At 32.2% G+C, this 22,375-nt stretch carries 16 protein-coding genes, 1 riboswitch and 3 other annotated features; of the genes, 1 reads left to right on the top strand and 15 read right to left on the bottom strand.

Annotated features, from left to right (window positions below; translation table 11 throughout):
- Positions 1-281: 281 nt before the first annotated feature.
- The 5 genes from leuB to CLJU_RS04455 form a co-directional block, all read right to left on the bottom strand.
- Positions 282-1,346: a 3-isopropylmalate dehydrogenase gene (leuB, locus tag CLJU_RS04475; protein WP_013237573.1), complete on the bottom strand. Its 1,065-nt coding sequence runs from the start codon at positions 1,344-1,346 to the stop codon at positions 282-284.
- Entirely contained in the window at positions 1,343-1,837 is a 495-nt protein-coding gene (gene leuD, locus CLJU_RS04470) for a 3-isopropylmalate dehydratase small subunit (protein ID WP_013237572.1), read from the bottom strand. The genes leuB and leuD overlap by 4 nt, the downstream gene beginning before the upstream one ends.
- Entirely contained in the window at positions 1,837-3,108 is a 1,272-nt protein-coding gene (gene leuC / locus CLJU_RS04465) for a 3-isopropylmalate dehydratase large subunit (protein WP_479723105.1), read from the bottom strand. The genes leuD and leuC overlap by 1 nt, the downstream gene beginning before the upstream one ends.
- A gap of 28 nt (positions 3,109-3,136) precedes the next feature.
- Positions 3,137-4,672, bottom strand: a complete 1,536-nt coding sequence (locus CLJU_RS04460; RefSeq protein WP_087943148.1) for a 2-isopropylmalate synthase — start codon at positions 4,670-4,672, stop codon at positions 3,137-3,139.
- A gap of 103 nt (positions 4,673-4,775) precedes the next feature.
- Positions 4,776-4,973: a binding site (T-box leader), on the bottom strand.
- A gap of 50 nt (positions 4,974-5,023) precedes the next feature.
- Positions 5,024-5,217, bottom strand: a binding site (T-box leader).
- Between the two features lie 208 nt (positions 5,218-5,425).
- On the bottom strand, positions 5,426-6,361 hold the full coding sequence (locus CLJU_RS04455) for a 4Fe-4S dicluster-binding protein (protein WP_013237569.1): 936 nt from the start codon (positions 6,359-6,361) through the stop codon (positions 5,426-5,428).
- A gap of 437 nt (positions 6,362-6,798) precedes the next feature.
- Between CLJU_RS04455 and CLJU_RS21220 the strand changes: the two genes are divergently transcribed.
- Entirely contained in the window at positions 6,799-8,913 is a 2,115-nt protein-coding gene (locus CLJU_RS21220) for a methyl-accepting chemotaxis protein (RefSeq protein ID WP_013237568.1), read from the top strand.
- A gap of 41 nt (positions 8,914-8,954) precedes the next feature.
- Here CLJU_RS21220 and cutA read toward each other — a convergent pair whose 3' ends face one another.
- The 10 genes from cutA to CLJU_RS04400 form a co-directional block, all read right to left on the bottom strand.
- Positions 8,955-9,290 (bottom strand): divalent cation tolerance protein CutA, encoded by a 336-nt coding sequence (cutA, locus tag CLJU_RS04445; RefSeq protein WP_013237567.1) that lies wholly within the window; start codon positions 9,288-9,290, stop codon positions 8,955-8,957.
- Positions 9,291-9,548: 258 nt separating this feature from the next.
- Complete coding sequence (locus CLJU_RS04440) at positions 9,549-10,418, bottom strand: DUF1002 domain-containing protein (protein ID WP_013237566.1); 870 nt, start codon at positions 10,416-10,418, stop codon at positions 9,549-9,551.
- Between the two features lie 402 nt (positions 10,419-10,820).
- Positions 10,821-11,345: an FmdE family protein gene (locus tag CLJU_RS04435; RefSeq protein WP_013237565.1), complete on the bottom strand. Its 525-nt coding sequence runs from the start codon at positions 11,343-11,345 to the stop codon at positions 10,821-10,823.
- 364 nt (positions 11,346-11,709) lie between these two features.
- Entirely contained in the window at positions 11,710-13,137 is a 1,428-nt protein-coding gene (locus CLJU_RS04430; RefSeq protein ID WP_013237564.1) for a transglutaminase domain-containing protein, read from the bottom strand.
- Between the two features lie 21 nt (positions 13,138-13,158).
- Positions 13,159-13,602, bottom strand: coding sequence for a GNAT family N-acetyltransferase (locus CLJU_RS04425; protein WP_013237563.1), 444 nt, complete (start codon positions 13,600-13,602; stop codon positions 13,159-13,161).
- 44 nt (positions 13,603-13,646) lie between these two features.
- Positions 13,647-14,837 (bottom strand): cation:proton antiporter, encoded by a 1,191-nt coding sequence (locus CLJU_RS04420; protein ID WP_013237562.1) that lies wholly within the window; start codon positions 14,835-14,837, stop codon positions 13,647-13,649.
- A gap of 46 nt (positions 14,838-14,883) precedes the next feature.
- Positions 14,884-14,942, bottom strand: a sequence feature (sodium ion sensor (DUF1646 type); this cis-regulatory element may regulate processes involved in with the transportation of sodium ions).
- Between the two features lie 78 nt (positions 14,943-15,020).
- Positions 15,021-16,724, bottom strand: coding sequence for a methyl-accepting chemotaxis protein (locus CLJU_RS21215; RefSeq protein WP_049781879.1), 1,704 nt, complete (start codon positions 16,722-16,724; stop codon positions 15,021-15,023).
- Between the two features lie 23 nt (positions 16,725-16,747).
- Positions 16,748-17,758 carry a galactose ABC transporter substrate-binding protein gene (locus CLJU_RS04410; RefSeq protein WP_041705044.1) on the bottom strand — a complete coding sequence of 337 codons (1,011 nt, stop codon included), beginning with the start codon at positions 17,756-17,758 and terminating at the stop codon, positions 16,748-16,750.
- 69 nt (positions 17,759-17,827) lie between these two features.
- Positions 17,828-17,911, bottom strand: a riboswitch (cyclic di-GMP riboswitch).
- 351 nt (positions 17,912-18,262) lie between these two features.
- Positions 18,263-20,407, bottom strand: a complete 2,145-nt coding sequence (gene fdhF, locus CLJU_RS04405) for a formate dehydrogenase subunit alpha (RefSeq protein ID WP_013237558.1) — start codon at positions 20,405-20,407, stop codon at positions 18,263-18,265.
- A 125-nt stretch (positions 20,408-20,532) separates the two neighbouring features.
- Positions 20,533-22,374 (bottom strand): ABC transporter ATP-binding protein, encoded by a 1,842-nt coding sequence (locus tag CLJU_RS04400; RefSeq protein ID WP_013237557.1) that lies wholly within the window; start codon positions 22,372-22,374, stop codon positions 20,533-20,535.
- Between the last annotated feature and the right edge of the window lies 1 nt (position 22,375).

Genomic DNA, 22,375 nt, shown 5'->3' with positions numbered 1-22,375 from the left:
TGGAACATAATTTATAAATTCTATAGTAATTCTAATAAAATTTTAACTTATACATAAAATATACTAACAAAATAGAAATCACACTTAAAAACTTTTTTTATAAGTCTTAGTGAGGTATTTTAGAAAATCTTAGAAGCTTATATATGTCTGAGGTACGAGTTTATATAAGCTTCTTTAGATTTTCAAAATACCGAACTTTAGACTTATAAAAAGTTTTTAGTGTGATGATTTTTGTTAGTATATGGCTGGTATAAGTAAACTTTCTACTTAGAAACTCTACATTATAAATTGTTAACTATTAAGTCTCCCATTTCTTCTGTGCCAACTAATTTTGATCCTTCAAGTGCAATGTCACCTGTTCTATAACCTTCCTCAAGCACTTTTGATATGGCATTTTTTATATCCACATAGGCCTGTTCCATATTAAAACTATACTTAAGCATCATAGCAACACTCATGATTGTTCCAATTGGATTTGCCTTATTTTGTCCTGCAATATCTGGTGCAGAACCATGTACAGGTTCGTATAATCCAAAGGAATCTCCCCTTACACTTGCAGAAGGCAGCATTCCAAGAGAACCCGTAAGCATTGAAGCTTCATCACTTAAAATATCTCCAAACATATTTTCAGTTAAAATTACATCAAATTGTTTAGGATCTCTTATAAGCTGCATGGAAGCATTGTCCACGTACATATAATTTATTTCTACATCCTCATATTCCTTTGCTATGTTTCCAACTACTTCTCTCCACAGCTTGGAACTCTCAAGTACATTGGCCTTGTCTACTAGAGTAAGTTTATTGTTTCTCTTTCTTGCAATTTCAAAAGCCTTTCTGGTAATTCTATCTATTTCAAAGCTGGTATAACTTATAGTATCCCAAGCTTTTTTTCCACCTTCAATATCTATTCTGTTTTTCTCTCCAAAATACGCCCCACCTATTAATTCTCTTACTATCATAATATCTAGGCCGCCTCCAAGTACTTCTGGCTTCAAATTTGAAGCTGATATAAGCTCTGGAAATAGTATGGCAGGTCTCAAATTTGCAAATACCCCAAGGGCCTTTCTTATACCTAAAAGACCAGCTTCTGGTCTAAGTTTACTAGGCAAACTATCCCATTTAGGTCCACCTACTGCACCTAAAAGTACAGCATCACTTTTTTTGCAAACTTCAACAGTCTTATCCGGAAGAGGAACTCCTGTTGCATCTACTGCAGCTCCACCTAAAAGTACTTCCTCATATTCAAAATCAAATTTATATTTTACAGAAGCTGCCTTTAATACTTTTTTTGCCTGTTCAATTATCTCTTTTCCAATTCCGTCTCCTGGTATTATAGCTATCTTCACTTGTTTTCCACCTCTTCTTTTATATAGTTTATAAGTCCCTCTGATTTTATAATCTTCTGCATAAATTCAGGAAAAGGAACAGCTTTATAAGTTTTATTTTTTGTTATATTGGTTATTACTCCAGAAACTGTATCTACAGATACTTCATCTTTTTCATCTATGTCTCTTGCAGCTTCTTCACATTCCATTATAGGAAGTCCTATATTTATGGAATTTCTAAAGAATATTCTAGCAAATGTTTCAGCAATAATACAGCTTATTCCAGAAGCTTTAATAGCTATAGGTGCATGTTCTCTAGAAGAACCACATCCAAAATTTTTACCAGCTATCATTATATCCCCTTTACTTATTTTCTTGGAAAAATCTTTATCTATATCCTCCATGCAATGAGAAGCAAGCTCCTTATGGTCACTGGTGTTTAGATATCTAGCTGGAATTATAACATCTGTATCTACATTATCTCCATACTTAATTGCCTTTCCTTTTATCATTACTTTACTACCTCCTCTGGTGATGAAATTTTACCTGTTACTGCTGAAGCTGCTGCTATTTCTGGGCTTGCCAGGTATACTTCACTCTTTATATGTCCCATTCTACCTACAAAGTTTCTATTAGTAGTGGAAACTGCCCTCTCTCCTTCTGCCAGTATTCCCATATGTCCACCAAGACAAGGTCCACAGGTAGGAGTACTTACCACTGCCCCTGCTTCTATGAATATTTCAATAAGTCCTTCTTTCATTGCCTGAAGATATATAGCTTGAGTAGCAGGGAAAATAATAGCTCTTACATTTTCATTAACTTTTCTTCCTTTTAAAATACTTGCTGCTGCCCTTAAATCTCCTATTCTACCATTCGTACAGGAACCTATAACAACCTGATCTATTTTTATGTCTCCTACCTCATCAATTGTCTTTGTATTTTCAGGTATATGTGGAAATGCCACTGTAGGACGAATTTTTGATAGATCTATTTCTATAACTTGACTGTACTCAGCATCACTATCTGCTTCATATACAGTATAATTTTTCTTTGAATGTTCTTTTACATAATTTATAGTATTTTCATCTACAGGGAAAATTCCGTTTTTGGCCCCTGCTTCAATAGCCATATTACATATAGTAAAACGATCATCCATAGTAAGTGAACTTACTCCTTCACCTGTAAATTCCATAGATTTATAAAGTGCTCCATCTACTCCTATCATGCCAATAATATGAAGTATTACGTCTTTTCCACTTACCCATTTAGTAAGCTTTCCTTTAAGAACAAATTTTATAGCTTCTGGAACCTTAAACCAAGCTTCCCCTGTAGCCATACCTGCTGCCATATCTGTACTACCAATTCCTGTAGAAAATGCACCTAAAGCTCCATAGGTACAAGTATGAGAATCTGCACCTATTACTACATCTCCACAAACTGCAAGGCCTTTTTCTGGAATTAAAGCATGCTCTATTCCCATTCTTCCAACTTCAAAATAATTTTTGATTTCCATTTTCTTTACAAATTCTCTAACATATTTACACTGCTCTGCAGATTTTATATCCTTATTTGGTGTAAAGTGATCAGGGACAATTGCTATTTTATTTTTGTCAAAAACATTGTTAAGACCAATTTTATTAAATTCATTTATAGCTACTGGTGTAGTTATATCATTTCCAAGTACTAAATCCAATTTAACTTTTATTAATTGTCCTGCCTTTACTTCATCCATTTTCGCATGGTAAGCTAGTATTTTTTGCGTCATGGTCATACCCATGTTTATCAACTCCTATCAAAATTTATATTATATATTAGCATTCTTCAACTTTTTTTAGAGAATTTTCATAATGAATTTTGTTCATAGCATTTATAAATGCTTTGCCACTTGCTTCCACTATATCTGTACTTACTCCTTTAGCAGAAAAAATTTTGCCTTCTTTTTCAATCTTTATAGTAGCCTCTCCTAGTGCATCTTTACCATATCCTACAGATTTTATAAAATAGTCATTTAATGTAACATCTATTCCTATAGCTTTTTCAATAGCCTTAAAAGTAGCATCTACAGGACCATCACCACAGGAAGCTTCTTTTATATTTTTACCGTCATATTCTATTTCCACAGTAGAAGTTGATGTTACTGTATTTCCTGTAGAAACCTGATAGTATTTTAAGTTAAATACTTCAGGAACCTGGAAAATTTCATTTTTTACAAGACTTTCTATGTCTTCATCTGAAACATGTTTCTTCTTATCAGCTAAATCTTTGAATTCTTTGAATATTTCATCTATTTTTTCTTTACCTAAATTCTTATATCCCAGTTCTTCAAGACGTTCTACAAAAGCATGCCTTCCTGAATGTTTTCCTAGTACTATAAGGCTTTTCTTAAGTCCTACAGATTCAGGTGTCATAATTTCATAGGTTTCTCTACAATTTAAAACACCATGCTGATGTATACCTGATTCATGGGCAAAGGCATTTGCACCTACTACAGCTTTATTATTTTGAACCTGCATCCCAGTTATATGACTTACAAGATTACTAGTTCTTGTTATTTCTTCTGTTACAATACCTGTTTCGCAATTAAAACAATCAGATCTGGTTTTAATTGCCATTACTATTTCTTCAAGTGCTGCATTTCCTGCTCTCTCCCCTAAGCCGTTTACTGCACATTCAACTTGCTGTGCTCCATTTTCAACAGCTGCCAGGGAGTTTGCCACGGCAAGACCTAGATCATTGTGACAATGAACACTTATTGTGGCTTTGTCTATATTTGGCACATTATCTTTAATTCCTTTTATAAGTGCTCCATATTCACTTGGAGTAGTATAACCCACTGTATCCGGTATATTTACCACATCTGCCCCTGCATCTATAACAGCTTCTACTACTTTATATAAAAACTCAGGTCTAGTCCTTGTAGCATCTTCTGGAGAAAATTCTATGCTGGGACACAAACTTTTAGCATAGGTTACCATTTCCACTGCTTGCTTTAAAACTTCATCAGGTTCCATTTTAAGTTTATATTTCATATGCAAATCTGATGTAGCAATGAAAACATGAATTCTAGGCTTTTTAGAATATTTAAGAGCTTCCCAAGCCTCACATATATCATCTTTTACAGCTCTTGCAAGACCAACTATAACAGGTCCTTCTATATTTTGTGCAATAGCCTTAACTGCTTCAAAATCTCCTTCCGAAGCTCTTGGAAACCCAGCTTCTATAACATCTACTGATAATTTTTGAAGTTGTTTTGCAATAGTGAGTTTATCATTTATATTTAAACTGACATTTGGTGTCTGTTCTCCATCCCTAAGTGTAGTATCAAATATATTTATCTTACTCATGATTAAAACCTCCTAAAATTTTTATATAACACAAGTTTTTTGCTGGCCAGTAAAAAAACTTCTATTTCAATTTTTTTATATTGAGGGGTATAAAAAAACAGGCCTCTCTTGGGGCGAGAAGTCTGTTCGCGGTACCACCCAAATTATTACTCAATTCAATAACGGCATTTTGCCGATACAGCTTACTATAATTTCAGCCTATAACTCAAGGATGAGTTCAATGTACAATATCTATGGGTTTTCACCTTTCCCCACTCTCTTTAAAATATAAATTACATTTACTATTTCCTATCACAGTTTTCTTATTTTCAATTTTTTTATATACCGCAAATGATAATATAAAAAACAGGCTTCTCTTGGAGCGAGAAGTCTGTCGCGGTACCATCCAAATTTTTACTCAATTTAATAACGGCTTTCGCCGGCTCAGCTTACTATAATTCAGCCTACAACTCCAGGGCGAGTTCAAAATATACTATATGTGGATTTACACCCTGCACCACTCTCTTAAAATATAATACAAATCTACTAATCCCTATCTAAGTTTTTACAATTAACTATTTATTATGTTAATGAGTATAATATAAATAGAATCTCATGTCAATAGCCTATTTACAATTATTTATTTTAATTCCTCATAGCTTGTAAATAATAGAATATAAATAAAGGGACTAATCAAATTATTTAAATGTGATTAATCTCTGGTTTATCCAGTCAACTAGCTTATTGAAAATACAAATTATAAAATATAAAAACTCTCTAGATTTTTTTAATTTTAATTGCTTTAACATGGCATTGTGAACTGCAAATAGTACAACCCAGGCATTTTTCTTCAACATATCTTATTTTTTTATCCTCTTTAACAAACGCTCCAAAATTGCATATTTTTACACACCTTCCGCAATTAACACATTTACTTTCCTCCCATATGATGTCATATCTTCTTTTAGGCCAAATGCCCGTCGTTCCTATAACCTTTGAAGCCCTTATAGGATAGCAGCAGCAACCACAACAGTTACATATAGCTTGATCCGTTTCAGATGTGTGCATTAATCCATTTTTATCAGCTCTTACTACAATTGCTTTTGCTTCGTCCTTTGTAAGAAGTTTTCCATGTCCTCTATCCCATTGGGTGTTAATTCCAGTTTCAAACAGTAGGCAAACATCCTTATCTTTTTCACACCTTTGAGATACAGCATTACAATTACATGGTACTGAATATATCTGTTTATCCAAAGAGTCTATTAAATCTAATGTCTCTTGCAGAGTAAAAAAATAAGCATTTTCAATTACATCTTTTTTTCCATCAATTACTTCTTTTACTCTAGGCTCTGCTGTCTCTGCATAAGTAGTTACATACCAATCATCTATTTCATCCCTTATTTTCCGGGGTACAGATAACCATATATCTGTCTCATACTGACAAAAGTAAGCAATTCTATCATAAAATTCAGATGTTTTATAGTAAATACCATCACTGACTTCTACTTTATTAAGAACAGCTCTTTTATACATTTTTCTAACTAATTCCTCACCATTTACATTAAATTTTTTTTCTATTAAAGTAGACAGATCCTTAATAGAATATATATCATCTTCAATAATTTCAATAATTTTTCTTTCCTCAGGAGTTACTAATAGATGTGCCATACTTTTAGCAACTTCTGGTACTTTAAAGCAGGTTAAAAAATTCAATATATCATCTCCTTTCATAGTAACTTACTCAACTTTCGCACATAAAAATTAAGGCGAAAGCCTTCAGAATAAGCACATAATTCTTTTTGGTATAATATAATTGCAAAAAACACTACACCAAAGAAAGTAATGTTTCTTATGAATACTATTTATCAAATAATACTACTGATAAACAATTTAATTTTACTATAAATAGATTTCTTAATAACAACGAGATAATAAGAATTCTTTATTAACTTTAAATGTATTATACAACCGTTTGATTTCACTGTCTATACTTGATATATGTAAATTATCTACAAAATTTTACACAAAATTTAATATTTACACTAATTTTTTCACTCATACATAACGAATAAATATAGGTAAAAGAAAAATACAGAAGTATAGGATAATTATGTTATTAATTATCCTATAAAATTTGAAAGGAGTCACAGATGTTTAAAAAATTAAATCTAGCAACTAAATTAAGTATTACACTTGGCATAGTAGTGCTTTTAGGAATTGCTATTATTGAAGGAGTTACACTAAAAAAAGTTCAACAAAGTTCTTATAACCAAGCCAGTGAACAAGCAAAGCAGGTGTCAAATGCTTTCGCAAAAGATATACAAGGAGACTTTAAAGTATCACAGACCACTGTGGAAGGAATAAGGAATACTGTTCTATATTGTAAAAAATCAGGAAGTTTAAGCAGAGAACAAGTAATTGAACTTTTAAAAACTACACTAGAAAAAAATAGCGATATACTAGGATTATACACAGCTTGGGAACCTAATACATTTGACGGTAAAGATAGTTCCTATATAAATAAGGATGGTCATGATGCTACTGGTAGATTCGTTCCCTATCTCGTACGAGAAAATGGAAGCATAAAACTAGAACCTTGCACAGGTTATAATGATGAAAGTAGTGGAAGTTATTATTTTCTTCCAAAGGAAACTAAAAAAACTTGTTTAATAGAACCATATACATATAAAATAAATGGCAAAGACACTTTAATCACTTCGCTAACAATGCCTATACTTGATGATAGTGGAAACTTTTTAGGAGTGGTAGGAGCAGATATTAAACTCCAAAATCTACAACAAACTGTCAACAAAGCAAAACCTATGGGTGGTTATGCATCAATAATTACAAATACAGGTAAAATTGTTGCAAATGGTAACAATCAAGAATTAGTGAATAAAAATATAGTTGATTTGGATAAAAGCGAAAAAGACATTTTGGATAAAATCTCTAATGGTGAAAGCTTTCAAACGCACAAAAAAGCTATAGCTACAGGAACTTTATCACTAAAAGCATACTCTCCAATAACTTTAAATGGAGTAGCTAACAAATGGACCTTTGCCTCAATGATTTCAGACAAACAAATGTATGTTGAATATACCCAACTTTTCAGGATAATAATGCTTATGACTATAATTATTACCTTAGCAGTAATTGCATTAATGTTTATTCTTATTAAAAGAAATATTTATCCTGTAACTGTGGCATGTAATCACCTGGAAGTACTTTCAAATGCCGATTTTACTGAAAAAATACCAGAAGAATTTTTACATAAGGAAGATGAAATAGGTATACTTGCAAAATCCATTGATAAAATGCAAGGTTCCATTGGAGAGCTTGTTCTAGGGGTCAAAGAAGAGTCCTCAAATGTAGAGGGTGCAGTTATAGATACTGTAAAACATATGGAAGAATTAAATTCAAATATAGAAGATGTTGCTTCAACTACTGAAGAGTTATCAGCAACTATGGAAGAAACAGCAGCATCTACAGAAGAAATGAATGCTACATCAAATGAAATAGAAAAATCAGTGGAAGTTATAGCCCACAAGGCTAAAGAAGGTGCGGTATCAGCTAAAGAAATTGATGATACTGCTAAAAAATTGAAGGCAAACTTTTTAGAATCAGAGAAAAAAAGACTTGAAATTTATGAAGAAACAAGTGAAAAACTTAAAAGTGCCTTAGAACAATCAAAATCTGTTGATGAAATTACTGTTCTTTCAAACACTATAATGGAAATAACCGAACAAACTAGTCTTCTAGCTCTTAATGCAGCAATAGAAGCAGCAAGAGCTGGAGAAGCCGGTAAAGGTTTTTCAGTAGTTGCAGATGAAATAGCAAAACTTGCAGATGATTCTTCTAATGCAGTTTCAAAAATTAAACAAATAACAGAAAAAGTAATAGCTTCAGTAAACAATCTTGCACAAAGTGCAAATGGTATGATGGATTATATGACAAATAACGTTAAACTAGATTACCAAACTATGCTTGACGCAGCAGATAAGTACAGTTTAGATGCAAATTCAATTAAAAACATGGTTTCAGAATTTGATGATGCATCAAACCAAATACTTGATTCAATTAGAAACTTATCGGAAATAATAAATGGTGTAACAACTGCTGCAAATGAAGGTGCAAACGGAACTACTACCATTGCTGAAAAAACTAACACAATAGTAGAAAAATCAGAGAAAGCTAAGCATCTTTCAGAATATGCTAAAGAAAGAAATGAAAATCTTAAAGGATTAGTTTCAAAATTAAAAATATGATATATATTAAAAAGCATGAAGTTACTGGAACTTCATGCTTTTCAATATTTCACAAAATTTGAAAGGGGTATTACATTTATAACCGGTTCTTCATAAGGATGAACCTTTCTTATAGTGCTTATAGCTTTTTCCACTATGTCACTCTTACAGCAAAACTCTACTTTACATTCCTCTTCTTCACTTACTTCACCTTTTTCTCCTTTAAATGGATTTGCTCCTGAAAGTGGTCTCCAATACCCTGTAACTTTAGAAACTGACATACAGTTGTCATAATTTCCACCTATAGTTAATGCTCCTATATCATTCAAACTCTCCCGAAGTTTTGTCACATATTCCTCAGGTATAAAAGTTTCCATCTTATAATTTTTATATTCCAAAATTATTCCCCCAATTATGTTTAGGCATTTTCAAAGAAATAACTAGTCAGTATACTAGCCTATTTTTTATCATACTGCGTCGGTAAAACCCTTAGATAGGATTCACTATCTGCGGAGCCTGCCTCCTTGTCTGATAAAAAATATTCGTCGCATCTTTGACTTGTTATTTTCTTTCAAATACCTTAAGTTAGAAGTTTAAAGTGGATAATTGAAAGTAAATGGTAGCTTTCAATTATCCACTCTCAATTCTAAACTATACTAAAATAGATTAGAAAAAAAGTTTTTAACTGCATTAATAATTTTAGCAAAAAATCCTTGAGTCTGTTCGCTAGATAAAGTACCCTTTAACTGATCTGCAACACTACCTAACTGACTTTTTATATCTCCAAAATTCAAATTTAAACCATTTATTTTATTCATAACATTAGTTATTTTATCAATATCTCCGGTACTCAAATTTAAATTATAGTTATTAGTTACATTTTCAACTATCTTTCTTACCCCGGCTTCAGTTTTAGGCTTATCTTTAACTACTTGTGTTTTTATATCATTCATTACACCAGCAGCTTTGTCTTTCCCTATCTTGTCACCTAACTCTCCTGTAGTAACCAATTCGTCATTGGCAGCTTTCTTTTTATTTTCATCAATTTTGCCGCCGTTTGCACTATTTTCAAACCCCTTTAAAATTCCAGTAAGAGCTGCTGTTCCAGATACATTAAAAGGAGCTGATGCCTTAACATTTGCATTTTTTATTCCTGCGGTAATCAGTGCATTTTTTATCATGCTGCTGCTTACCCAATATATGTTATTTGTAGATACATTTAATCCACCACTAGACGTTGGTTCTACATAAGCACAGGATATAGATTTTGTACCTATTTTATCACTGCTTGCAACATCTCCTAAATATTTTTTCTCTTCATCTATATTGACATCTATTACATTAGCATCCTGTCTAGTAACTCCAAAATACTTAAGCATTTCTTGTTTTTGGCTATCTGTTAGATCTCCTCCTAAGGTTACAACTTTATAGGCATCTGCATAAACTCTATTTCCTGAAATAGGTAAAACTACAGTTATAGCCATAAGCACTATCAATAACTTACTAAAAATTGTTTTAAATTTCATGTGTTTAAACTCCTTTTTTTAGTTTTATAAATACCCAACTTTCGCACATATAAAACTTTTTTAATTAATAGTTAAGAATGAAAAATTAATAGTTAATGTGGATTTTTTTCCATTACACTACAAAAAATCTTTGATTAAGCTTTTCACCACTCATTTCGCTAAAGCGAAACATTGCTGATTTATATAAATTTAAAGATTTTTTGCGACAGCTAAAAATCATCCTTCACTATTAATTTTTCATTATTAATTCTTAACTTGTGAAGCTTTGCTTCATAATTTTTTTAAACTGCGAAAGTTGAGATAAATATTAATACATATTATAAATATAATATACTATATTTATGAATAAAAGAAGTATAAAATTATAACCAAATATAAAATTTTAATATATTATTAAGATATTTATTCTTTCCTTGAATACTCTTTAAAACAATCTAAACATACCTTTTTTCCATTCATTATTCTAATTCTATGTTCAGCTGTATCTTCTCCACAATTTTCACATACTATGTTATTAAATGACCTAGCCTTTTCCGGCACAGAAAATCCTGGTTTTTTATAATAAAATAATTTTTCACAAGGGCAGTTTAGCAAATAATCAATATCTTTTTGTCTGTCTCCACTTCTCGGCCAATTTTTTAATACCACTCTCAGGGCATCACCATTTTTTCTATTAAAAAAACTAAATGCCATTTTACCGCGGTCTCTATAAATTAAGTTTCCCTTTCCCATTGTGCACCCTGTTATCACCTGAACTGCATCTACTCCACAGGCATCGTTTTCAGTTATGCACACTATTTCCTCATCTTTTGAAAAGGAAATATCCATTTTTTCTTTAGCTGCCTCACTAGCCTTATAGCCTATTGCAAGTCCAGGACATAAATGTCCGTGAAATTCAACACATTTTTCCCATAACTTTTTATCCATTTTGTTCCCTCCTGACTAAATCCTTTATATAAATTATACGTCATTTATCCGATGGCTACCAGTCGTAATACCACATCTTCTTATAAAGTGGGGGATATTAGAACTCTTGAGCTTCAGCGATTTAGAGTTCTTATGCTGTGCATAACGGCTGCTACGCCCCTGGATAACGATTTCTCCTAAAGGATAACGCCTTCTAAGTGCTGAAGCACTAAGAATCCTGTTAATAAGTTTCAGATGGAGAAAAAAGCTCCACCTGAAGCCAAGAACTCTGTTTATATAAAACTTTACAATAATATAATTCATTTGAAGTATATGTAACAATTAAAGAAAGTAAGGGAGTCAGAGACCACCTTACTTTCTTTAATTAAGATTTTACTATTGTGAAAACTTCTGCACCTGATATTTCATCTGAATAGTAGGTTAAATTATAGTCTCCATAAATACTATATTTTGTAACTATTTGCTTTAAAGTTTTTGGAATATTGTAATTTGTAGAATTATAATTTAATATTTTAATACTAAAAGATTTCCTCTGACTAGTTATATAATTTTTTAATGCATTGTAAAAGTCATTATAATTATCTACAACATTTATATCATTACCATATCTATCTTTCTCCGTCACATTTAGCTTGTCAAAACTATAGTCAGTACTGTTACATGCAGGGTAATCTGATTTATCCCACTCATGATTTTTGGCAATTTGAGAATCAGTTATATTGAAGTAAGAATGTGAAAGGAGCTTGGATCCATCATTTGTAACAGGATCGTCCCAGGTAGAATCAAGTTCATAATATTCACCCTGTATTTTTACTATATTCCAAGCATGGCTTATCCATCCATCTCCATCATTTCCCTGTCCTATTACCATTTTACATTCTATACCAGCAGCTGTAAGAAGCCTGTCCATAGCATCTGCATAACCCTGACAAACCGCTGTTTTATTCACTAAAACTCCATAAGCAGTATAAGAATCATCAGGCATATCCGCTGTACCTGCCCTTTGATCATATTCTGTATTATTTACCACATAATCGTGAAGTGCCAATTCTTTTTCATAGTCTTTCATTTGAGGTGTTGTGACACTGTTTACTACTTCATCGACTTTTTGCTGTATTGCATTTTCCTTAGCTATTAAATTTTGCTTAGTATCATCATACTTAAAATTTATAGTCATTTTAGTAGAACTGGAACTTTCAACATTACTTCCTGCACTTGAATACCAATCTCTTAAATTTGGATTGTCCTGCAAAATCTTATCTATGACACCTAAATTATAAGTACTTCTATCATAGTTTGTTATGTTTAAAACTAAAGTATCCTTATAATTAGAAAGTGCATCCTTTACAGCATTGTAATACTGAGTATAATTTTGTATTGAAATTTCACCATTGGAGCTATTTTGACCATCTACTGTAAAATTATATTTTACTCCTTCATTTAATTGCTTGCCATCAGTAGATTTTAAGTTATTATCTATTACCAAAACGTATTTTTCGCCAGAAGTGTAGGGATTTTCAGGTGAAACCTGCACAACATCTGATTTTGAACTCACTACATTAACTGCTACTGATTGATTATTGTCCTGCTCATATACTTTAATAGAGTTTTTTGCTGAATTTATATCAATATTCTTATTAAAACTTATTGTCCATGTCTTGTTATTGGCTACATTAGAGGTGGCATCGTTATTCCAAATTTTATAATTTTCTGCAGCATAGCAATTTTTACCCACAAATAGCAATCCACACACCACAGCTACCTCAATAAACTTACCTATTTTCTTAAACACAATACCATCTCCCAACAACAATTATTTTTTAATTTCATACATTAGATAATGCGTTTCTTTCATTCCTTTGGACTTATAAGTATCTTTAGCTCTTTCATTTTTCTTTTCCACATATAATCTCAAACTGCACACATTATTGCTACGTTCAGCAAGATATTTCACATGATCAAATAATTGTGTAAATATTCCTTGTCCTCTATAATCTTTGTTTACATATACACTCTGTATCCACCAATAATCTCCGCCTCTCCAATCACTCCATTCTTTAGTTATCATCATCTGTCCCACTACCATGTCGTCCTTTTCATATACAAAATAAATTCCATTTTCATTGTCTTCTAATGCAGTTCTTACACCTTTTTTCAATATTTCTTTATTTAATTTCAGATTTTCTGTTTCCTTAGCTAAATTATAATTGTATTTTACTATAGTGTCCAGATCTTTTATATTTCCTCTTCTTATCATTACAACACCTCCTAATATCATAATCAATTCACAATTTGTGAATTTTAAATATCTAGCTCAGATAAAGAATTCTTTTTATGAGAAAAAGCCACTTTCAGAAGCACAGGAGTTATAATTGTAGTAAGTATTACAACCATTAAAGTTGGAAGAAATATTTCCTCCGATATAATATTTTTTTGTAATCCTATATTTGCAGTAATTATAGCAACTTCACCTCTCGAGATCATACCTACTCCAATTTGTAAAGACTCACTTTTACTCATTTTAAGAGCTCTAGCCCCACCACCACATCCAATTATTTTTCCAATAACTGCAATAACAAACATAACTAAGGTAATAATGAGTACTTCTAGATTGAGACCTTTTAAATTTGCTTCAATGCCCACACTCGCAAAAAATATAAGTGATAAAAATCCAGAAGAAATTGCTTTGATATTTCTTTCTAAATACTTTTTATGCTCAATAGAAGAAAGTACAAGTCCACATATATATGCCCCTGTGATAGCCGCTATTCCAAGATACTCTGCAATACATGCTATTAAAAGTGCAAATGCCAGTGAAAAAGTAAGCATCTCTTTACCTGGCTTTACATCCCTGGTAAATTTATTTATATACTTAGGTAAACACACTATGCCCAATATAGAAAATCCACAAAATAAAATTATTTTTACAAAAACAAAAACAAGTGACATCATCCCGGAAGCTGAAGCTCCAGAACCAGAGCTTTGGGCTACTGCAAGTACTATAGATATGAGCATAAGTCCTAAAACATCATCTATTACAGCAGCTCCCAAAATATTTATACCAGCCCTTGTATTTAACTTACCAAGTTCCTTAAGAGTTTCCACACTAATGCTTACACTGGTGGCAGTTAAAATAACTCCAACAAATACATTTTCTAGGAAATTATTAAAAAACATATATGCACTTAAAGTTCCCAAAATAAGAGGTAAAATAATACCACACATAGCAATAATAAAAGAAGATAACCCTGATTTTTTAAATTCTTCAATATTAGTCTCAAGACCTGCAAGAAACATGAGCATAATTACTCCTAAATTTGAGAGAAGTTTTATATTATCATCATACTGAACAACATTTAAAATAACAGGACCAAGTACTACACCTGCAATGAGTGCACCCAAAACCTCTGGCATCTTCAACTTTCTACTAATAATTCCACCTATCTTTGTACATATAAGAATTAATACTATATCTAATAAAGTTTTTTCCATTATAATCTCCTTATTTTAGCTAAAAAAGTGGAAAGCTCCCCTAAAGGACTTTCCACCCCAAAAGTCATATTATCATCTTGAAAACAAATAAATATTTGTCCAACCGAAATATACACTATTTTTAATTTTAATATAGACATAATATCACAATTATGTCAATTATTCAACATATAAATTGTTTTATTAAATTTTAAATTTATTTACAGCTCGTTTAAGCTGTTCAGATAAATTTGCTAAATTCTGACTAGAAGAAGTTATTTCCTCCATAAATGCATATAATTCTTCGGTTTCTCCAGATACTGTTTGACTTTGAGATGCAGTGTCCTTTGATATCCTATCAATTGTCTCTACATTTAAAACAATTTGTTCACTACCTTCTGCAAGCTGCTGTAAAGTTTCCGAAGTACTCTGAATTTGCAAAGAAACATCATTTACAAGCTTTAATATTTCATTAAATGAATTCCCCGCATTGTTCACTACTTTCGTCCCATCATTTACATTGTCCATACTACTCTTCATAGAAACAGTAGCTCCTTGAATATTTTCTTTAACTTGCTGAATAAGTTTTGCAATTTTATCTGCAGATTCACCTGATTCCTCTGCAAGTTCACGTACTTCTTCTGCTACAACTGAAAATCCTTTTCCCTGCTCTCCAGCACGTGCAGCCTCGATAGATGCGTTTAAAGCCAATAAGTTAGTTTGATCTGCAATATCTGAAATAGTATTTACAATTTCTCCAATAGCCATAGAATCACGATTAAGCTTTTCCACTGAATCTTTTACTATTTCCGTTGAATTTTTAATAGATTCCATCTGGCTAACAGCCTGTAATATAACATCACTGCCTTTTTTAGCTGCTGAAGATGCATTACTTGCAGCATTTGCTACTTCCTGAGAATTAGCAGCCACTTCCTCAGAACTTGCGGAAATTTGCTCAACTACTGCAGATGCTTCTCCTGAAGATTTAGATTGATTTTCAGCTCCTTCAGCCACCTTGATAATGGCATCATTCACATGTCCTACAGTATCGTTTAACTGATGGGCGTTATTATAAAGTTCTTCTGAAGCTTCTGTTACCTCATTAGAAACATTTAGAACCAGTCTTACAATATTTTTTAAATTTTGTGCCATTATATTAATTGAAGTAGCCAGTTCTCCTATTTCATCCTTTTCCTCTATTTTTATAGGTTCAACTATCAAATTTCCATCAGCTATTTGTCCCAGGGAATCTACACACTTATCAAGCCTTAATACAATTTTATTAGAAATTTTCATTGCTGCAAAAATACTGGCTGCAATACTTATTAAGAATATAATACCCATAATCCATTTTGCTCTAGAGCCTGCATTTTTAGTCTGTGTCCATGCATTATTTGTAATTTCATTTATCATATTACTAAGTTTAGTATACACATATTTATAATCATCCATATATACTTTTCCATCTTGAAGTCTATCTCGTGCTATTTGAATTTTTCCCAACTTAACTAAGTTTATTTGATCTCTAAAATAATTATCTATTACCTGAATATTTGGTATAACTTCATTTTTTATAGTAATGGCTAAATTACCATCTACATAATAATAATTTTTTATATTTTTTATATCCTTTTGAATATTTTCTTCACTTGAATCGTAGGACTCTAGAAATCTGTTATCTCCATCGCTTGCAATATAACCTCTGACTCCTGACTCTTCATTTATCAGTTCACTGCTAATTTGGGACATAATATTGCCTATTGGAATAACATCTTTTGAAACTCTATCTGTAGATTTTTCAATGCAATTAAAATTAAAAAAAGCACCTATTGTAGCTAAAAACATCATTATCAAAATAATACTAAATCCTACAAAAATTTTAGTTTTAACTTTTACATTTTTTATCACAATACTCTCCCCCATTAATAATCCTATTTTGCATCCTGCACATTTTCTTTTGTAATCATTTTGTAATCAATCCAGATGTATTTTCCATCTGTAACCTTATACTTAAAATTACTTTCATCAGGAATTTTCCCCTTGGAAAGTATATATGATAAATCAAAAGCAGCATCTCCCTGTTTTGCAGCATCATTTAAAACAGTCCCGAAAAGGGTGCCATCTTCAACAGCTTTAACTGCCGGTGCCGTAGCATCTACACCTACTACAGGTACATATTTTCCTCCATTAAAATATCCAGCTGCTTTTAGGGCATCAACAGCTCCAAGGGCCATGTCATCATTGTTTGCTATTACACAGTCAAAATTGGGGCCATATGACGAGATAAACGAGGTCATTTTTTCCTGAGCCTTTGTACGATCCCACATAGCAGTATCTTCTGCCACCTTTTGTACCTTAAAACCTGAATCTTTAAGAGCTTTTATAGAATATTGTGTTCTCTTTTCAGCATCTTGATTTCTCGTTTCCCCTTTTAGCATAATATATCTAATAGTGCCATCTTGAGTAGGATGGCCTTTAAAATAATTTACAAGCATCTGCCCCTGTATTGTTCCAGATTGCTCTGCTTTAGCACCTACATAGTAAACTTTATTCCATTTTTCCATATCTTCTTTTTTAGGCTGGCGATTTACAAATACTGTAGGTATATTTGCTTTTTTACATTTTTCAATAATCTGCCCTGCAGCATTAACATCCACTGGATTTATATCAAGTACATTGACTTTTCTATTTATAAAGAGATTTATCTTGTCATTTTCAACTGTTTGAATATTATCTCCATTCCAAATATCAACTCTAGCTTTTCCACTAGATACCTTATAAATCTCATTCTTAAGTTCAGTTATCCATGTATTATTAAATTCATAGGCAACAAAACCAATTACAGGTTCATTTTTATTTGAAGATAAAGAATTTGAACAGCCTGTCCCCAAAATAATAGTTAACAGACCAGTAACAGCAATTGATTTCATACATTTCTTCACAATCAAAGCCCCCTAAAAATATCTAAATTTTCCCTTATATACAACCTGCCAATAATCGATTATAATTAATCGACTATTGGCAGGTTGCACCACTAACTCCAAATCCTCCAGGTGCCCAATTATAGAGAATTTTTCATTGTTTTCAACTTTTAAAAATATACTAAATTATTATCTAATTTTACTGCTAAAATTGAAAATAATCAATAAAATAGAGCCAAAAGTTAAAATTTTATAATTTTGGCTCTATTTTTATCCAATCGCACCATTGCTAACACCCCCATCGCACACAACGAAAGCGACTATCGCCAAATCAAAGATTTGGAATATCTGCTTTTCTACCAAAATGGGGGATAAGTACTGCTACGCGCCTGGATAATTTCTCCCCCTAAAGGATAACGTATTCTAAGTGCTAAAGACACTAAGAATACTGTTAATAAGGTTCAGCTGGATAAAGTCGTCCTTACAAGTAAACTCCACCTGAACCTAAGAATCACTTGATAAAAGTTAATTTGCAGTTACAATACCCAACTTTTCACGCAAAGCTTTATAAGTATCATCAATATACTTTTCAGCTTTATCTTGATCTTCTATTGTCTCAACCTTAACTGCACAGTATTTATATTCTGGAGTTTTTGATATAGGATCCAGATTATCCACTGTAAGTTCATTACAGGCACCAATCCACCATTGGTAAGTCATATAAGTAGCTCCTTTTAAAACTCTATCTGTAACATTTGCCCTTGTTACTACAGAACCTCTTTTTGAAGATACTCTAACTAAATCTCCTGTTTTAATTCCAAGTTCTTCCGCATCTTCTATACTCATCTGTATTTTTCCAGGTTCGTCTTCTAGCTGCTGTAAAGCACGACAATTTCCCGTCATTGTCCTTACAGAGTAATGTCCTATTTCTCTGACTGTACACAAGCTAAGTGGATATTTCTCATCCGGTGATTCTTCTGTAGGTCTCCATTCAGAAGCAAATAAAATACCCTTTTTGCTCGGAGTACTAAACTCATTGTTTTCATACAAAACAGGAGTTCCTGGATGATCTTCTGTAGGACATGGCCAAAGTACGCCATCTAAAGTTTCCATTTTCTCATAAGTTGCACCTGCAAATTTAGGTGAAAGGCTTCTCATTTCATCCCATATTTCCTTTGTATTATTATAGTGCATTTTGTATCCCATAGCTGAAGATAACTCGCAAATTATCTGCCAATCAGGTTTTGCTTCACCAATTGGTTCAACTGCCTTGTTAAACTTTTGCAATCCTCTATCTGCAGCACTATATACCCCTTCATGTTCTCCCCAGGCAGTTGCTGGCAAAATTACATCTGCATGTAATGTAGTTTTATTCATAAATATGTCCTGAACTACTACAAATTCAAGCTCATCCAAAGCCTCCCTTACTTCATTTGAATTTGGATCGCTTTGAACACAATCTTCACCCATAATATAATATGCCTTTAATTTATGTTCCTCCAATACTGCTTTAGGTACTTCAGTCAAATGATATCCAATCTTATCTGGAAGATTTTTTACGCCCCAAGCTTTTTCAAATTTTTCTCTCACATTTTTATCCGTAACACTTTGATATCCTGGAAAATTATTTGGAAGTGCTCCCATATCACAAGCTCCCTGTACGTTGTTTTGTCCTCTTACAGGGCCTATTCCAACACTTGGCCTTCCATAATTTCCTGTTAGTAGTGCCAATCCAGCTAATCCTTTTACCACATCTACAGCTTGACCAAATTGGCATACCCCCATACCATAAAGTATCATTGGGTTTTTAGCTGAAGCATACATCTCCATAGCTTTTTTAATCTTTTCTGCTGGTACATTTACTATTTTTTCTACATATTCAGGTGTATATTTCTTTATAACTTTAATATATTCATTGAATCCTTCTGTATATTTTTCTACATAATCTTTATTGTATAAACCTTCATTAATAAGAACATTGGCAAAACCGTTTACAAGTGCCATATTAGTACCACCCTTTATCGGAAGCCATAAATCTGAAATTCTTACACTTTCTGTTACCCTAGGGTCCACTACTACTATTTTTGCACCTTTTTGTCTTGCCTTAACTATTCTTCTTGCTACCATAGGATGAGATTCTGCAGGATTATACCCAAAAATAAATACCAAGTCTGCATTATCAATTTCAGGAATGCTATTAGACATTGCACCATTTCCCAACACTTTAGCAAGTCCAGCTACAGAAGGTCCATGACAAACTCTAGCACAGTTGTCCACATTATTTGTTCCAATAACAGCCCTCATAAATTTTTGCATAATATAGTTAGCTTCATTTCCAGGACCTCTAGAACAACCAGTACCCATTATAGAATCAGCGCCATACTTGTCTCTTATTTCTCCCAATCTTTTTGCAGTAAAACTGATAGCTTCATCCCAAGTAACTTCTTCGAACTTGCCATTTTTTCGTATCTTAGGCTTCCTTATACGTGGAGTTAAAAGCTTAGGATCATTTAAATAATCCCATCCATAATAACCTTTAAGACAAAGCTCTCCCTCATTTGTTCTGCCCATAGCAGGCTCAGCTCTCTTAATTTTCCCATCTTCAACCACTAAATACAGTCTGCAACCAGCACCACAGTAAGGACATACAGTTAATACTTTATTCTCCATAATAACTACCCCATTATTTTTTATATTTTTTGAATCTTTCTATATTTAATATATCACTAAAAAAGTGTGCAATTCAAAGACTATAAGAAATACTTATTCGTTGTTATTAGTAGTATTAAAATTTTTTATAGTGGCTCTTTTCTGTAAAATTGGTTATTATACATATTGTAGTACATACTCTTCTTTTTAATTAAATCTTTATGACTTCCTTTCTCTACTATTTCTCCCTTATCTACTACCATTATAATGTCTGAATTTTTAATAGTACTTAATCTATGAGCAATAATAAAACTAGTTCTCCCCTTCATAAGTTTATTCATAGCATCCTCTATTTTAAGTTCTGTTAGTGTATCCACATTACTAGTAGCTTCATCTAGAACAAGTATTGCGGGATTTGAAAGTATTGCTCTTGATATAGCTATAAGCTGTCTTTCGCCTTGACTTAAATTGTTTCCTCCCTCATGAATTAAAGTATTATATTTTTGTGGAAGTTTCTCAATAAATGTCTCTGCATTAGCAAACCTAACTGCCTGCTTAATTTCAGTAAAATCTGCATCTAACTTACCATATCTTATATTTTCAAGTATTGTTCCCGCAAAAAGATACGTATCCTGAAGAACTATACCAAAACATTTTCTAAGACTATCTCTCTTATAATTTCTTATATCCTCTCCATCAATTAAAATTTTACCAGCTGATACATCATAAAATCTGGTGACCAAATTTACAATAGTTGTTTTACCAGCTCCTGTAGGTCCAACAAGGGCAACTTTTGTACCAGGACTTATATCAAAACTTATGTTTTTTAATATTTTAACATCTTTTCTATAGCAAAAGCTTACGTTTTCAAAGCTAACCCGTCCTTTTACATGCTCAAATACCTTTGCATCAGAAATGTCTTCCAACTCCTCTTTTTCATCTAGCACTTCAAATACTCTTTCTGCACCTGCTGCTGCTGATTGGAGTGTATTAAATATACTAGCTATATCATTTAATGGTCTTGCAAATTGCCTTGAGTAACTTAAAAAACTAGCTATAATTCCCACTGTTATAATATTCTTTAAAGCTAACACTCCCCCTACACCTGCTACAGCTGCAAAACCTATATTGTTTATTACATTCATTATTGGCATTAAAAACCCTGACCAAATTTGAGCTTTTAACCCTACTTCACATAGGGAAGAATTTATTTTATTAAACTCCTCTATACACTTTTCACCATGATTAAAAGCTTTTACTACTTGAATCCCAGATATTGTTTCTTCTATATGTCCATTAAGTTTTCCAAGTTCTATCTGTTGATCTTTAAACAGCGGATTTGTTTTTTTTGCTATACTCTTAGTTAATAAAAAAACCATAGGCACTGTAATTAAAGTCACAAAAGTAAGAAACGGACTTAATATAAGCATCATTACAAAAGATCCTAAAACTGTTATTACTCCTGACATAAGCTGAACCGTAGATTGTGATATAGTACTACTTACATTTTCTACATCGTTTGTAAGTCTGCTCATAATTTCTCCGTGAGTATTCATATCAAAAAAAGATAGTGGAAGCTTTTGAAGTTTGCCAAATAAATTTTTTCTAAGACCCATTATTATCCGCTGGGCTACCCCTGACATAATCCATCCCTGAAAAAAAGTTAAAATAGCATCCACTACATAAGTTAATAAAAGCAACATAATCATTATCCAAAGCATATTAAAGTTTACTTTTCCATAGGATTCTGACATGGCATCAATAGCTCTTCCTATAAGATAAGGTCCTATAAGTCCTACTACAGAATCTATTATTACAGATATGAGTATTATAACTAGTAATTTTCTCTCACTTCCAAAATATTTCCACAGTCTTAGAATCGTTTTTCTTAAATTTTTTGGTTTTTCTACAGGTCCAAGTCTTCTTCCCCTTCCTCTCTTTCTAGCACCTAAAGGAACTGTTATATTATTTCTATCATATTTTCCCATA

Source organism: Clostridium ljungdahlii DSM 13528, from assembly GCF_000143685.1.
Classification (GTDB): Bacteria; Bacillota; Clostridia; order Clostridiales; family Clostridiaceae; genus Clostridium_B; species Clostridium_B ljungdahlii.
Note: the sequence above shows the minus strand (reverse complement) of the source record. Positions and strands in the feature narration are given on the sequence as shown.

Excerpts from the sequence above, each read along its gene's own strand:
- CLJU_RS04435 (WP_013237565.1), bottom strand. The coding sequence starts at position 11,345 with ATGGATAAAAAGTTATGGGAAAAATGTGTTGAATTTCACGGACATTTA.
- CLJU_RS21220 (WP_013237568.1), top strand. The coding sequence starts at position 6,799 with ATGTTTAAAAAATTAAATCTAGCAACTAAATTAAGTATTACACTTGGC.
- CLJU_RS04425 (WP_013237563.1), bottom strand. The coding sequence starts at position 13,602 with ATGATAAGAAGAGGAAATATAAAAGATCTGGACACTATAGTAAAATAC.
- fdhF (WP_013237558.1), bottom strand. The coding sequence starts at position 20,407 with ATGGAGAATAAAGTATTAACTGTATGTCCTTACTGTGGTGCTGGTTGC.
- leuD (WP_013237572.1), bottom strand. The coding sequence starts at position 1,837 with ATGATAAAAGGAAAGGCAATTAAGTATGGAGATAATGTAGATACAGAT.
- CLJU_RS04440 (WP_013237566.1), bottom strand. The coding sequence starts at position 10,418 with ATGAAATTTAAAACAATTTTTAGTAAGTTATTGATAGTGCTTATGGCT.
- CLJU_RS04420 (WP_013237562.1), bottom strand. The coding sequence starts at position 14,837 with ATGGAAAAAACTTTATTAGATATAGTATTAATTCTTATATGTACAAAG.
- CLJU_RS04400 (WP_013237557.1), bottom strand. The coding sequence starts at position 22,374 with ATGGGAAAATATGATAGAAATAATATAACAGTTCCTTTAGGTGCTAGA.